The sequence below is a fragment of the Exiguobacterium sp. s34 genome (assembly GCF_018617435.1).
Lineage (GTDB): Bacteria > Bacillota > Bacilli > Exiguobacteriales > Exiguobacteriaceae > Exiguobacterium > Exiguobacterium aestuarii.
Genome location: NZ_JACSKE010000003.1, coordinates 78,933 through 92,978, shown reverse-complemented (window position 1 = coordinate 92,978; position 14,046 = coordinate 78,933). Strand labels below are relative to the sequence as shown.

General features: G+C 48.2%; 16 protein-coding genes. 4 read left to right on the top strand and 12 right to left on the bottom strand.

Features of this window, described 5'->3' with window-relative positions; genetic code table 11:
* Positions 1 to 161: 161 nt before the first annotated feature.
* A complete protein-coding gene (locus KNO87_RS07390; RefSeq protein ID WP_074033262.1) occupies positions 162 to 1,025 on the top strand; it encodes a DMT family transporter in 864 nt (287 codons plus the stop codon).
* Between the two features lie 8 nt (positions 1,026 to 1,033).
* On the opposite strand, the gene KNO87_RS07385 is transcribed toward KNO87_RS07390, so the two are convergent.
* The 3 genes from KNO87_RS07385 to KNO87_RS07375 form a co-directional block, all read right to left on the bottom strand.
* Positions 1,034 to 2,431 (bottom strand): MATE family efflux transporter, encoded by a 1,398-nt coding sequence (locus tag KNO87_RS07385; protein WP_214794731.1) that lies wholly within the window; start codon positions 2,429 to 2,431, stop codon positions 1,034 to 1,036.
* Between the two features lie 78 nt (positions 2,432 to 2,509).
* Positions 2,510 to 3,751: a peptidase U32 family protein gene (locus KNO87_RS07380; RefSeq protein ID WP_214794729.1), complete on the bottom strand. Its 1,242-nt coding sequence runs from the start codon at positions 3,749 to 3,751 to the stop codon at positions 2,510 to 2,512.
* 9 nt (positions 3,752 to 3,760) lie between these two features.
* A complete protein-coding gene (locus tag KNO87_RS07375; RefSeq protein ID WP_214795358.1) occupies positions 3,761 to 4,663 on the bottom strand; it encodes a peptidase U32 family protein in 903 nt (300 codons plus the stop codon).
* 148 nt (positions 4,664 to 4,811) lie between these two features.
* Between KNO87_RS07375 and KNO87_RS07370 the strand changes: the two genes are divergently transcribed.
* Positions 4,812 to 5,603 (top strand): SDR family NAD(P)-dependent oxidoreductase, encoded by a 792-nt coding sequence (locus KNO87_RS07370; protein WP_251126782.1) that lies wholly within the window; start codon positions 4,812 to 4,814, stop codon positions 5,601 to 5,603.
* 31 nt (positions 5,604 to 5,634) lie between these two features.
* Here KNO87_RS07370 and KNO87_RS07365 read toward each other — a convergent pair whose 3' ends face one another.
* From KNO87_RS07365 to rnz, 7 genes are read right to left on the bottom strand one after another with little or no spacing between them, the layout of a single operon-like run.
* The gene (locus KNO87_RS07365; RefSeq protein ID WP_214794727.1) at positions 5,635 to 5,967 is read right to left on the bottom strand and encodes a hypothetical protein; all 333 of its coding nucleotides are present in this window, start codon (positions 5,965 to 5,967) and stop codon (positions 5,635 to 5,637) included.
* Positions 5,968 to 6,008: 41 nt separating this feature from the next.
* On the bottom strand, positions 6,009 to 6,554 hold the full coding sequence (locus KNO87_RS07360) for a hypothetical protein (protein WP_214794726.1): 546 nt from the start codon (positions 6,552 to 6,554) through the stop codon (positions 6,009 to 6,011).
* Positions 6,527 to 7,483 carry an ATP-binding cassette domain-containing protein gene (locus KNO87_RS07355; RefSeq protein WP_214794724.1) on the bottom strand — a complete coding sequence of 319 codons (957 nt, stop codon included), beginning with the start codon at positions 7,481 to 7,483 and terminating at the stop codon, positions 6,527 to 6,529. The genes KNO87_RS07360 and KNO87_RS07355 overlap by 28 nt, the downstream gene beginning before the upstream one ends.
* Positions 7,461 to 8,147 carry a hypothetical protein gene (locus KNO87_RS07350; protein WP_251126781.1) on the bottom strand — a complete coding sequence of 229 codons (687 nt, stop codon included), beginning with the start codon at positions 8,145 to 8,147 and terminating at the stop codon, positions 7,461 to 7,463. Before KNO87_RS07350 ends, KNO87_RS07355 begins: the two co-directional genes overlap by 23 nt.
* Positions 8,098 to 8,505 carry a DUF4430 domain-containing protein gene (locus tag KNO87_RS07345; protein ID WP_214794722.1) on the bottom strand — a complete coding sequence of 136 codons (408 nt, stop codon included), beginning with the start codon at positions 8,503 to 8,505 and terminating at the stop codon, positions 8,098 to 8,100. The genes KNO87_RS07350 and KNO87_RS07345 overlap by 50 nt, the downstream gene beginning before the upstream one ends.
* Positions 8,502 to 9,389 (bottom strand): hypothetical protein, encoded by an 888-nt coding sequence (locus KNO87_RS07340; RefSeq protein WP_214787574.1) that lies wholly within the window; start codon positions 9,387 to 9,389, stop codon positions 8,502 to 8,504. Before KNO87_RS07340 ends, KNO87_RS07345 begins: the two co-directional genes overlap by 4 nt.
* Before the next feature lies 1 nt (position 9,390).
* The gene (gene rnz / locus KNO87_RS07335) at positions 9,391 to 10,296 is read right to left on the bottom strand and encodes a ribonuclease Z (RefSeq protein WP_214787572.1); all 906 of its coding nucleotides are present in this window, start codon (positions 10,294 to 10,296) and stop codon (positions 9,391 to 9,393) included.
* A gap of 74 nt (positions 10,297 to 10,370) precedes the next feature.
* Here rnz and KNO87_RS07330 point away from each other — a divergent pair, with 74 nt between their 5' ends.
* Complete coding sequence (locus KNO87_RS07330; RefSeq protein ID WP_214692882.1) at positions 10,371 to 10,544, top strand: hypothetical protein; 174 nt, start codon at positions 10,371 to 10,373, stop codon at positions 10,542 to 10,544.
* A 46-nt stretch (positions 10,545 to 10,590) separates the two neighbouring features.
* Here the strand turns inward: KNO87_RS07330 and KNO87_RS07325 are convergent, their stop codons facing one another.
* Both KNO87_RS07325 and KNO87_RS07320 read right to left on the bottom strand, forming a co-directional pair.
* Positions 10,591 to 11,718, bottom strand: coding sequence for a M20/M25/M40 family metallo-hydrolase (locus KNO87_RS07325; protein WP_214787570.1), 1,128 nt, complete (start codon positions 11,716 to 11,718; stop codon positions 10,591 to 10,593).
* 173 nt (positions 11,719 to 11,891) lie between these two features.
* A complete protein-coding gene (locus KNO87_RS07320; protein ID WP_214794720.1) occupies positions 11,892 to 12,890 on the bottom strand; it encodes an aromatic acid exporter family protein in 999 nt (332 codons plus the stop codon).
* A gap of 77 nt (positions 12,891 to 12,967) precedes the next feature.
* Between KNO87_RS07320 and KNO87_RS07315 the strand changes: the two genes are divergently transcribed.
* Positions 12,968 to 14,038, top strand: a complete 1,071-nt coding sequence (locus tag KNO87_RS07315; protein WP_251126780.1) for an N-acetylglucosaminidase — start codon at positions 12,968 to 12,970, stop codon at positions 14,036 to 14,038.
* Positions 14,039 to 14,046: the final 8 nt, after the last annotated feature.

The window sequence follows — 14,046 nt, the reverse complement described above, 5'->3', positions numbered from 1 at the left end:
ACGTGGTTAGATTGCTTCTTCTTATGTATTTTACTATACCAAGTCGAGGATGGACACCGCGAAAGGGGAGCATTTGTTTGTGATTCATGAATCATGTCTTGCCTCACGGCTGTTTTCCGATATGATTAACAGAGAATATACATATGTGAAGGAGTGTCGTCATGTCTTATCTCATTTTATTCGCCGCTGTCTTTTTCTTGTCGACGAGCGTTTTGTTCGTCAAATGGACGTCCGCTCCAGCCGAGACGGCTGCGTTTTACCGCATGCTGATCACGTGTCTTATGCTACTCCCGTTCGTCGATTTCAAATCACTTATCACCACTCGACTCATGACACGATATGCCTTGTTACTGAGCGGAACATTGCTCGCGTTTCACTTTTGGCTTTGGTTTTTATCTCTCGATTATACGACGGTCGCCAGTTCAACACTCTTCGTCACCTCAAGTCCGATTTTCGTCTTGATTGGAAATGCGTTGATCTTTAAAAAGAACCCGACTCGAAAAGGATTGGCATACGCGCTCGTTGCCGTCCTCGGTGGTATGCTTGTCGCTGCTGGTGATATTCAACTTGGACGAGAAGCACTGTTCGGAGATCTGCTCGCGCTGATCGCCGCACTCCTGATCGCGGGATACTGGCTTGTCGGCCAACATGTGCGGACATCGATGAATACGAATACATATTCCTTTAGCGTCTATCTCGTCGCAACGGTCGTCCTTTGCTTCATGCTCCTCGTTCGCGGGACGACATTCACCGACTTTGAAACCGTCAACTGGTGGTATTTCCTTGCCCTCGCCTTCTTCCCGACGATTTTGGGGCACAATCTATTCAATTACGCTTTAGCCCGAGTCAGTGCCACTGTTGTCAGTATCACGATTCTCGGGGAGGCATTGTGGGGAATGCTTTTCGGGTACGCCTTCTTTGGTGAGCGTCTCGGTCCATTTCAATGGCTCGGAGCCATCGTCTTACTTGGAGGGATTTATTTGTTCCTAAAAGAAGACGCCCGCTCGACACGAGCGGACGTTTGATGATTTGATTATAAGTTTGTCGCTTTCGGATTAGCTTCATGCGTCTCCGCATTCTCTTCTGAAGGACGGAACAACAATTTACGATCCCAGAACGCCAAGGCGACCGCCGTCAAAAACGTCATCGCATCAGCAATCGGAAACGCCAGCCATACCCCAAATACCCCGAAGAACGATGGGAGAATGAAGACGAGCGGAATCGTATAGAGCGTCTGACGCGAAAGGGACAAGAACATGGCGACCCGTGCTTTCCCAAGAGATTGATATATACCGTTGACGAGCATTTGAACACTCGGTAAAAACGAGACCGCGAACAAAATGTGAATCGCCGTTACGCCTCCTGCGATTAATGCCTCATCTGTCGAGAACCACCCCATCAACGTATTCGGGAACAACTGCAAGATGAGCCAAATGATCACAGCAATCGCAATTCCTGCTCGCATCGCCGTCCAAATGGTTTCACGCATACGGTCAAATCGCTCGGCACCATAGTTATATCCAACAATCGGTTGCATCCCTTGGACAATCCCCATGATTGGCATACCGACGAGCGCCATAAATTTATTGATGATGGCGAAAATCGCCAGCTCCTCCGTCCCACCGTACGTTCCGAGCATCACGTTGACGCCGACGAATAAAATCGATTGAGACACCATCATGATGAACGAAGAGGAGCCGATTGCCATGATCTCTTTCATCTCATCAAATCGTATCCGGAACTGTCGCCATTTGAAGCGCAGTTCCGTTTTTGGTTTTCGTGCGAAGAAGAATCGAAGCATCAATACGGAACCAACGACTTGGGCGAGTGCCGTCGAAGTTGCTGCTCCGTACATTCCCCAGTCGAACGTAAAAATGAAAAGGGGCGTCGTCACGAGATTGACGAGGACGGTCGTCAACATGACCTTCATTTGATATGGTGCCTGTCCTTCAGCACGAACCATCGCACTTGAAGCAAGTGTGAACATAAAGAACGGTGAACTAATCAATACAACCGATAAGTACTGTCGACTGAGCTCCATAATCTCGGACGTCGCTCCGAACACCATTAAAATCTCATCTAGCATAAAGAAGGCGGAACTGACGGCGAGTGCCGCGAACAGACCGACGAGGACGAGCACATTCAAAAACGTGACAGCCGCCCCAGCATCGTCTCCTCTTCCTAACTTCCTAGAACTGATGGAGGCTCCACCGAGACCGACGGCACTCGACACGGCCATTAAGATCATCTGTATAGGAAACGCAATCCCGATGGCTGCGACGGCCGAAGCGCCAATGCCACGGGCGACAAAAATCGTATCAATGATGTTGTAGAGCGCCGTCACGAGCATCCCGATCATCGCAGGTAGCGATAATTTGAATAGGAGTCGGCCGATGGGCTCTGTCCGCAATTGCTCCGTATTTTGGTTCATCCTTCCATCCCTCCGTCTCTACCTTCTAGGGTAGCAGGATTGAATGGTTCGGGCGACTATGTTGGCTCGATGGATGTGTCAGACGAGAATGCGTGCCGGGACGCCTTTTCGCTTGCGCATGATGAAATCGGTCGCGACGGGTTCGTCCACTTTAACTCGAATGGTCATCATCGCTTGGTTGGCAGACTGAAGCGGCTGACCGTCTACATCTTCAATCGTCTCGATGACTTGGGAGAAACGGACGAATCCTGGTCCAAAAAATTCAACTTCTTCGCCGATGGAGAAGTGGTTACGTTGCTCGAGTGTCGCCATCCCGCTCACCCCATCGTATGAGATCACACGAGCTGCAAAAGCGTATTGAGGAATCGAACGGGGTTTTCCGAACAATTGCTCCTTTTCGGTCGGGATCCCGTAATAGAAGCCACTCGCCAGTTCTCGCTGTGCCGCTTTCCAAATCTCTTCTTCCCACGCCGGGTCAAACTCGAAGTTCTCAGGGTCTTCACAATATGCGTCAATCACCTGGCGATAGACGTTACAGACGGTTGCGACGTAATGGATCGATTTCATCCGTCCCTCGACTTTCAAGCTGTCGACTCCCGCGTCGACCAAGTCAGGAATATGTCGGACCATCGATAAATCGACAGAACTCATGGAGAACGGTTCTTCATCTCGTGCCTCCATCTCTTCCGTCAAGAGATCTCCCTCTTCGAAGAAACCATATTTCCAACGGCACGACTGGGCACACCCACCTCGATTGGCATCACGCAACGTCATATGATTCGACAGCGTACAACGTCCTGAGTATGAGATACACATCGCCCCATGGACAAACGTCTCGATCTCGACATCGACTTCTTGTTTCATCTGCACTATTTCATCCATCGATACTTCACGGGCCAACACAACTCGTTCGAGCCCTTCTTCTTTCCAAAAGCGAAGCGTCTCATAGTTCGTCGCGGAAGCTTGTGTCGATAGGTGAACCGGCAACCCTTCCGCCTCAGATAGACATGTCTCAATCATTGCAGGGTCAGAGACGATGACCGCATCAATCCCTATGTCACGGAGCGTGCGGAAGAAATCACCCGCTCCCGCGATATCCCCTTCATGCGTCACCATGTTTGCGGCGACATATACTTTTGCACCGCGAGCATGTGCAAAAGCCACACCTTCACGCATCTCGTCATAACTAAAGTTACCGGCACGCGAACGTAACCCGAACTGTTGCCCGCCGATATAAACCGCATCGGCACCATAATGGATTGCCATCTTCAATTTCTCTAAGTTTCCTGCTGGCGCTAATAATTCTGGACGTTGTTTCATCTTGATCCCTCACTTGATCTCTTCTGGTTTGCGTAACAATAATCCTGTACCGAGTCGAAACGCTTCCGGTTGTAATTCTCTAAGGCGATGCTCCATCTCGATTCGGTCGAATTGACCGTTCAACAGATTCGCCCGTGCTATGGTAAACAACTGCACAATCTCAACGAACTGTTCTCCCGCGTGCCACCCGTCGAGTTTCCATGTGTGAAGGCCATGTTTGACTAATGTCGGCAACTGCGCCATGAGCGTCAAATCTTCTGAGAAAATATGTGTACCATTCTCGTCCTCATAGATGGGATAACGACTCGACGCATCTGCCGGTTCACTCATATAAAACTCACGTTGTTTTGCCTCTTCAGAGGGACGCCCGAGCTCATTGAAATAGTTCGTCACGAGCGGTCGCTTCGAATGATGGATACATGTCGGACCGTATACTTGTACTTCTACCGGGAGTCCGATTTGTTGTTGAATCAAAACCAACTCCTCAAGCGTGACTTCTCGCGCGACAACCGCCCCGATTGCCTCACGCTTTGCCCAGAACTGAATCTGTTTGGAGGACGTGACGAGTGTTTGAGCATCGTACCAGTATGGGATTTTCGCTTGACGAATCAGACGGATAGCCCCGGGATCTCCAGCTGTCACATCATCGACTCCAATCGCTTTCAACGCTTGTAAATAGTCAGGCAATTCTTGAATGTGGTCGTTATGCATCAAGTTATTGACGGCCACCGTCACTTCTTTTCCATACCGATGGGCAAGTTGTGTGACTTCTCTCACAGCATCAATCGTCCAGTCTCCTTTTTGACGTAATCCGAACCGTGAATTCCCAATATATAATCGGTCCGTACCCGCTTTAATTAACGCTTCTGCTTGTTCGACGCTTTGCGCCGTAGTGACGAGCTGAATCATCATCATTATTCTTCTCCCTACTTTGTGAGTCTAATCACATTTTCTTGCTATACTTTAGCATAGGATTGAATGTGCAAACGGAGCAGGATTTTAACAACTCGTGAAGAATTCAGTAACAATGTATGACTTTTCTTAAAAGGAGTGGATCACGTTGTCAAAGACAGCTTTAATCACCGGTGCCTCGATGGGAATCGGTTTAGACTTGGCCGTACTCGCCGCTCGAGACGGATACGACTGTATTCTCGTATCGCGAAACGAGCCACGCTTACACGAACTAAAAAAAGTACTTGAAACGAGATATCGAATCAACGTCCACGTCTTCGCGCTTGATTTGGCAAAGCATGACGCAGCATCCCGCTTGACTAAAATGATTGATGAGGCTGGACTGACCGTCGACTTTTTGATCAACAATGCAGGGTTCGGCACGGCAGGAGCATTTGCCGACCTTGATGCTGAGACAGAGGCGGACGAGGTCCGATTGAACGTCAATACGTTGACCGAACTGACGAAAGCCTATCTTCCCGGTATGCTTGAACGAGACCATGGTTATGTATTGAATGTCGCATCCGTCGCCGCATTCCAACCTGGTCCGTATATGGCTGTATACTATGCGACGAAGGCTTATGTACTCTCACTTACCGAGGCGTTACATGCAGAAGTGAAAGGAAGCGGTGTCCACGTCAGTGTCCTTTGCCCTGGGCCGACAGATACGAACTTCTTTGATCGTGCTGGGAGTGAATTATCCTTCTCGAAAATGCCTTCACACCTCGTCGCCTTCTTTGGCTATAAAGGGGTAATGAATAATAAGCGCGTCATCGTACCAGGTCTCTCGAACCAGTTATTAGTCGGGTTCGCCAAGCTGATGCCACGCGCTCTCAGTCTTGAAGTCTTGCGCCGCGTTCAAAAACCGACAGACGGCAATGCCGCTGAATCAACGACATAAAAAAAGGAGCGCCCGGCGACGGTCGCTCCTTTTAATGTTCAGAATGTAATCGTGAAATGGTCACGAGCCGATATAAAAAGACACCTGCCGGAATGATCGTCATGAGCGCTGTCGAGAGGACGACTCCCCACGCGAGGGCAGCATCTAGCGTCCATTCACCAGAGGTCAATTGATCGATCACACTCAATTGCTCTACGGATAGAACAATCATCAATGCCGGCCAAACGCTCGCCGCAAGGATGCTCAGCATCGCAAAACGGGCTCTCGTATAACGCTTTACTAACAAAACAAGGTTTAACAGGATAAACAACAACCCTACGAGTAGAAACATACCGACTTCAGTGATATTGACATAGGCACTCATCCGTCGTTCACCTCACTCAACATGATAGGAATATTGTATATTTACCCGAGTTGATGAAGGAATATGCGCTCAAATAATGGACGAATCATGATTAAAAAGACGACGTTAGAAATCCCATGAGCAAAATCAAATGGAAAGCTAAGCAACAACAACTTCACGACATCCATGCCGACCACTTCAATTAATGCCAAATTTGTGGTCCATCCATACAGGAATCCAGATAGCAAACCGAGGATCAAGAAGAGGACTGTTGACTTCATTAGAATCGGACGAAATAAATGAACGAGCATTACGACGAGAAGCCATCCTAAAAATTGATAGAACACGAACGGACCAATTCCGAGCAAAAGTCCTGACAGAATCGGGACAAAGAGCGAAAGGATGGCTGCCCCGTTCAAGCCGATCAGTAAAGCGGTCAACATGATGATGGCCGTCGTCGGTTGGACATTTGGAATCGTCATGAAGAGCCAGCGACCGATGACCGCAAGTGCTAACAGTTGAACGAGCGGTTGAATCGGGGTGGAAGATTTTTCGAACCGATACAGAACGACAATTGCAATCAGGATGGCGAGGACGTATGTGACCATAGCGTGCTCCGATCTTGGAAAAGGATGCGATCTCCTTGAAAGACGATTTGACCGTTCGCCAGATAAATCACATCTGTCGCAGTCTGAATCAGCTCCATATCATGTGTCGCACAGACCACAAGGGCTGACTTCGCCTTCTGTTGCAATGCGTCGAGAAACGCGTCACGCTCTCCACTTGTCAAATCGACAGTAGGTTCATCGAGTAGAAGAACGCCCGACGGATCGTGTAGGACAGATTGAAGTTGAGCGACCCGTCGCTTCTCTGCTTTCGGGAACGGTCCAACTTCTGGGTCGGCAGGAAGGTAGACCGCCCGCTCCCCGCGCTTCATCCGTCCTTGGAGCGGTCGTCTGCTTCTGGCCAACAGTTCGAGCAATGTCGACTTTCCACTCCCGTTCGTCCCGACAATGACCGTGAGTCCAGGCTCATTCATCTGGACCGTCACATGATCAATCGCATACGTCGCTTGAAGAGGATGTCGATAAGACACGTCGGTTGCATCGATTGAAGGTAGCGTCGTCGATTCATTGAAGGTGAACGTCATCTCGCCCGAAGATTCTTTTGCCCGCTCGGTATAACCGATTTGTACACCGATTCCGGAGATCCGACGGAGCAACATCTTTAAATGTTCTCTTCGAAATGAATCTAAATGTCGAAACGGTTCGATGAGGACGATTGAATCTGGTCGATCTAACAAGGCATAGGCGACCCGCACAATTTGTTGTTCCCCGCTTGAACACGCATCAAATCGCTTCGGATAAAGCGCATCGATTTGTAAAAGCGTCGCAATTTCCGCCCCACGAAATGGATCAACACTTGATAATAAGTGTCCAACCTTTCCTGAGAAAGATTGATTCATCTCGATCACGCGGGGGCGATATCGTTCTACGAATCGTTCGAACGAACCGTCAGCGTATGATAACCATTGCATCACGCACCCCTCCTTTCGTGAGATATGGATAGATGAGCCAAAGTCCGATAAACAGATGAAGGGAAAGCGCACAAATGGCTCCAATGAGCACGATTTGGAAAAAATCCTCTATACGAAAGCGTCGCATTGGTTCGACCGCGAACTTCGGCTCATCTTGCTGTCGCTCAATACCAATTTGGACCGCGTCTCGCCAAGACGCTTTCGGATGACTTCTGATTGCCTGACGTACCGCCTGCTCCAATGCCGGGATGAGTGCCCATGCACCGTATAAGAGTGAGGACGAGCGGGGGAAGTTCGATAAGAGTGGGAGCAATCGTTCGAGACGAATGATTCGAGAAATCCATAACATGCCGAGTAGAAAAGCGGCTAATTTTAAAATCTGACGCCATATGTACGTAAAAGAAATCTCCCAACCAATGAGTATGGGTAAAATCGAAATGATTCCGAAAGCAACAAGTACAGATAACATCGGCCAAGGGAAACGACGCTCGATGAGGAGCAGAAGAATAAGCCCTATCACGAAAAACGTGGTTGTTTCAACATTCATCAGCACATATAAATGACAGAGTAGATAGAAAAGGAGCGTGACAGGATGTCTCCGCTCCCAATCTGCCTCATTCGAAGAAAGCCACTGCATCTTCTTCGAACCGCCATTGAATGACATCCGTCGACTCTACTTCTTTAGCGCCCGCTCCCTCATCTCCCGGAGCACCGTTAAAAGCAAATACCCATCCTGACGATTGTCCTTCTGATTTTTCTTCAATTCCTTCAATTGCCGTTACGTAAGACATGTCACCACTCCCTGTCACTTCAAGGTCGAGTCCTGTCGCTTTCAACGCATCGAGCACGGTCGCATCTTCTTCTAAGCAAACACTTTTCTCTTGATAAAGTGTTTCTTCGGTCGCTGCGTTATAGACGGAGATGGTCGGACTTACACCACACGATTCTTGCTGCGCTTCTTCCCCGCCACATCCGGCAAGTAGCGCCGTAGCTAATAGAGTAATGGTTACATACGGTTTCATTGATCTGTCAAATCCTCTCGTTGGTGTATCGAATAATTATATAGAATCGCATAGCGCTCGCCTGTACTACGGCCCTCCTGCGTCAGTCCGACGAGCTGGATACTGTTAGCAAGGACCGGTTCTCGCTGCAGCCAAAACTTAACGAGTTCATCGTCTCGGTTGATCATAAGCATCGACTCGTTTTCGAACGTATACATGTCGTAAAGCCCATCATAAGAGAGTTGTAAAATCGGCGCGGCGACGACATCTGTGTACTCTTCCCATGACGGTCCTCTCAATGTCGATAACATATGATCGAATTCGACGAGCTTTTCAAAAAACGCCTGTCCCGATTCTATTCGTAGTTCATCGACTTGTTCATAGGAAAGTTGTCCCTCTCCATATGTCACGCGAATTTGCTGGAACGATTCGGCTCGCTCGACCATCAGTAAATACTCAATCGTTTGGACGTTCCCTTCCCGATCAATTTGAAGCTTACCTCGGTCTAGCTTGATTGAATCACTATTGATTCGTTGCAATACCTTCTCCGTCATCTCATCGAATGACTCATCCGTGACGGAAACAGCACCGATTTGCTGGGATTCTGTACGAAATCCAGATTGGTCAAATAACGGTACGAATAATAAGACGATAAAGAAGAAGAATCCTAAAAGTGCTCCATACCATTTATAGCGACTATTCTGTTTCGGGAAGAATAAAAAAGACAATAAAAACCCGATTGGGATATGAAAACCGCCGATTGGAAACGAAACGATCCCAAGCAGTGAATAGAATAAGAACTTCGGAAAGAAATTGGCTTCCGGCTCTTTTAACTGGTTCAATCGAACACCTAACAAGATGCTGATTACTAAGAACGCTGCCCACACATAGAGTTGAATGGTCACATCAATCCCCCACTGTATATTCTAAAAAGTCGGTCGCAACTATACTCGACGGAAAGTCCGATACGACCTCTTGCTCAAACTCTTCCTCTCGCCCGACATAACGAGCTGAAATATGCGTGACAATCAATTGATTGACAGCAGACGCCTTCGCAAGCGTTGTCGCCTCACGCGTCGTCGAGTGACCATATTTCCGCGCGAGCGGCTGTTCACTTTCCATAAATGTTGCTTCATGAATGAGAAGGTCCGCACCTTCTGCCAAAATCCGAGCGTTTTCACAAGGGGTCGTATCTCCGAGAATTGCGACGACTTTACCCGGAGTCGGTTCAGTGACGTATTCTTTAGAGTCATACCATTTTCCTTCATATTCAAACCGTTCTTCTTCTTTGATTGTTTTATAGATCGGTCCACTCGGAATCCCGAGCGCTCTCACTCGATCAACGCAAAGAGTCCCTGGCTTTTCAGGTCCTTGAATTCGAAAACCGTAAGATGGGAAACGGTGCTCTAATTTTCGCACAGTGATGATGTGACCGTCTTGTTCAAATGTGTCTCCATCCGTGAACTCGATGACATTCAGCTCATAACCGAGATGAGAACCCGTGACACGAAGCGTCGCTTCAAGCCACTTTTTCAATCCTTTCGGTCCATAAACCGTGAGGGGTTCCGTTCCATCCAGTGCTGAACGTGTCGATAAAAATCCAGGTAATCCGAAAACATGGTCGCCGTGCAAATGCGTCACCCATACCGCCGTCACTTTTCGTGGTTTGACTTTCGTGTAGAGCATCTGATGTTGCGTACCTTCTCCACAGTCAATCAACCAGGTGACTTTAGGTAAGACGAGTGCGAGACCTGACACGTTTCGCTGCTTTGATGGCATACCTGATCCAGTTCCTAAAAACTGTAACTTCATAAATAATTTAGTCCTTTCTTCAAGTCCGTTCCATGCTATACTTGTGGTAATCGCTGAAAAGGATGTGATTTGTGATGACCAAGGCAGAACAACCCGAATCAATTTACGAGACGATTCGAGATCGCGCAGCTTTGATGAATCGCTTGCACCAACAGGAACAAGGCACCTCTATCCGCATTCACGACATAGCGATCGAACTTCATTGCACAGACGAGTTGATTTTAGAGTCTCTGGAGTTCGCAGCATAACGAGTACGAACACATACGAAGAGCCGACGAATGGTCGGCTCTTTTTTTATTTCTTAGGTGATGCAACTTCTTCAACGATTGTGACGACATACTCGACGAGTTTGTATAACTCTTCAAGAGGCATGCGTTCGTTCGTCGTGTGAATTTCTTCATAACCAACCGCCAAGTTGACCGTCGGGATCCCACCACCGGCGATCACGTTCGCATCCGAACCGCCGCCTGAGTGTAAGATTCGTGTCGGACGTCCGATTGTCGCCGCCGCACGTTTCGCGACCTCGACGACTTCGTCACCTTCTTCAAACTTGAATCCTGGATACATGATGTCGATGTCGACTTCAGCACGACCACCAAACGACTCCGCCACTTCGATATAGGCTTGTTTCATCGTTTCCGCCTGCTTTTCCATCTTCTCGTGAATGAGCGAACGGGCCTCAGCGAGTACTTCGACGTAGTCACACACGATGTTTGTGGCACGTCCCCCTTCGAAGCGACCGATATTTGCCGTTGTCTCTTCATCGATTCGACCGAGTGGCATCTTCGCGATGGCTTTCGCTGCGATTTGAATCGCTGAAATACCCTTCTCTGGAGCGACACCTGCATGGGCCGTCTTCCCGTAAATTTTCGCATTTACTTTCGCTTGTGTCGGTGCTGCGACGATGATGTCACCGACCGGGCCGTCCGAGTCAAGTGCAAAACCAAACTTCGCATCGATTTTTGATAAATCCAAGACTTTCGCCCCGACGAGTCCTGATTCTTCCCCTACCGTGATGACGAATTGGATTTGTCCGTGTGGAATCTGTTTTTCGTTCAACACGCGAACGAGTTCGATCATCGCCGTGAGGCCAGTCTTATCATCCGCTCCGAGAATTGTCGTCCCGTCTGTCACGACGTATCCGTCTTTGATGCTCGTTTTGATTCCCTTACCAGGAGTCACCGTGTCCATGTGAGCCGTGAAGTATATCGGATCGACATTCTCTTTCGTTGCAGGCAACGTGATGATCAAGTTATTACCAGAGTGCGCTGTCTTTGTTGATGCGTCATCCTCATAGACGTCGCAACCAAGCTCTGTGAATACGGCTTTCAAATGTTCACAGATGACAGCCTCTTCTTTCGTTTCTGAATCGATGCCGACCAATCCTAAAAATGTGTCGAGCACTCGTGTCTCGTTTACCATAAACAACATCCCTCCATCCAAACATTTCTTGACCATTATAACAAACTCCCTTAGATTGCACGAATCTTTTCCATTCTGTACAATGATGGCAAACACGTACATGGAGGCAAGTTATGAAGAAAAAGCAAAAAAGACGACAACGCATCATTCAAATCGGCGTCATCGTCATCGTCTCAATCTTTTTGATCAGCACGTTTCTCTCGAGCATGACCATGTTCTTTTAAGAGCAAAATATAACGCTCTTTCAAGATCAAATAACTTTTCACATCCGACAAAATATTCAACAAGGATGAGCGTACCTCAAATTCTTCACGTGTCGTGGGGAGAGGTACGTTTTTTCGATAGTGCTCAATCATCTCTTCAAGTTCTTGCAGAAAGACCGAAGCATCCGCTTGTTCATTCACATGGTCCCCGACGCGACGCAAAAATGTGGCAACAGGCTTTGCTTCATTGACGACCATCGTAATCTCTCTGGCGTTGTCAGCGACGCGTTTCAAAATATCGTATTGTCGCTCTCGCATTCGGAAGTAGAGATAGTCCATATCTTCATTCCGTTTTCCGATCGAGTTACCCATACGCCGAAGGGCCAAATCTTTCCCTTCTTTCAAATAGTCCCTCGTCTTGATCAGCATCATCGAATGGTTATTATACACACCTGTCTCTACACATGCTGCCACATCGTAAAAGAGTACGGCGAGCGAACGGTCGATATTGTCTTTGATTCGTTCGATTTCACGGTCGAGCGTCGGCATATACATGTTGACGACAAGTCCGACACCGACACCGATAGCGATGAGTAATAACTCATTGATGAACAATTCGAGCGAAAATTGCGCCTCGGTATAAAGGTGCGTCAAGATGACGACACTTGTAATGAGCCCATCTTGCAGTTTCAATTGTTGTACGAGTGGAATGAAGATGACAAAATAAAGTGTGAGCGTCACCGGTGAATAACCGAGTAACGTAAACATCGCGGCACCCATCCCAATGGCGAGAAGACTCGCCATGACACGCTCATACGAAGCGCGAATGGATTTTTTCCGAGTCTCTTGAATACTCAAAATAGCGATAATGGCTGCAAATACAAAATAATCAAGATGAATCGTCTCGGAAATGAGCATTGCGATACCCGCTGCGACCGCGGTCTTTAACGTCCGCGTTCCAATTTTCATACTGATTTCCCCCTTCTCCATCAAATTGTTGACTAAATCAACTCGTTTGGCAATTCAAAAGTTTGGAAGTGATCTGATTGAAACGAAAGAAAAAACGTACACTTTGGCCGATGGTCGCGACACTCAGTATTGCCATCGCCTCATTTTTATGGATCCAGTCCGAACGTCCTGACTCGTACACCGTCGAAACCGTCACGAACGGAGACCGTGTCACGAGATCGTTCGAATCCCTTACTGAAGCAAAACGATACATGGCGGCTGGAAACAACCGCACCTTATTCTCTCCTTCAGGAGAAGTCCTCGACTTCACAGGAACTGGTGTAGTCGTGACACCGAGCGATGCGATCACGAACCTATATGAAGATCAATCGTTCAAAAAACGTCAGTCCTATGTCGCTGGCGGTACGAGACTACAACTGCTCGAGCGAGGCGATGACCACTTGAAAGTACGCATCTCAGGCGCAGACGTCTATGTAAAGCCAGATCAGATGGCATTGTTCCCAGAAGCTGTCGTAGAGAGACGCGGCTATTATGAGATTCGGGATGGGGATGTGTATCACTCGGTCGAGGCGAATGCAAATCTCGCCGGCACGTTCCTCGTTGGACCGACAGAGAAGCGTTCAGAAGAGCGTTTCTACACGGAACGCGTCCGGGACGTCTTCGACTCTCCCTATCAATTCGCTTCGATTCAATCAACAACACCGTATTCCGCCAAAGCATTTGATCAGTATTTACAATCCATCGACTCCCCACTCGCCGGAGAGGGGGATGCTTTCAAACAGGCAGAAGAAACGTATGGCATCAATGCGTTATTCTTACTCGCCGTAGCCGGTCATGAGTCGAAATTTGGAACGTCCGACATTGCTCGAGAAAAACGTAACTTATTTGGATTTCGAGCGACCGATGACGACCCGAGCGGAAACGCAACATCGTTTGAAACGATTGAAGCGAGCGTTGATGCGGCTGCCGAATTGTTCGCCACGAAATATGTAAAAGGTCCATACGCACGCGGAGACTACCCGGGGAACAAGCAAGAAGGGATCAATATCTTTTACGCGTCAGACCCATACTGGGGCGAGAAAGTCGCCGGTACGATGTATTCAATCGATCGTGAACTCGGCTTGAAACAGTTAAAACAAATCCAATGAACAGTAGC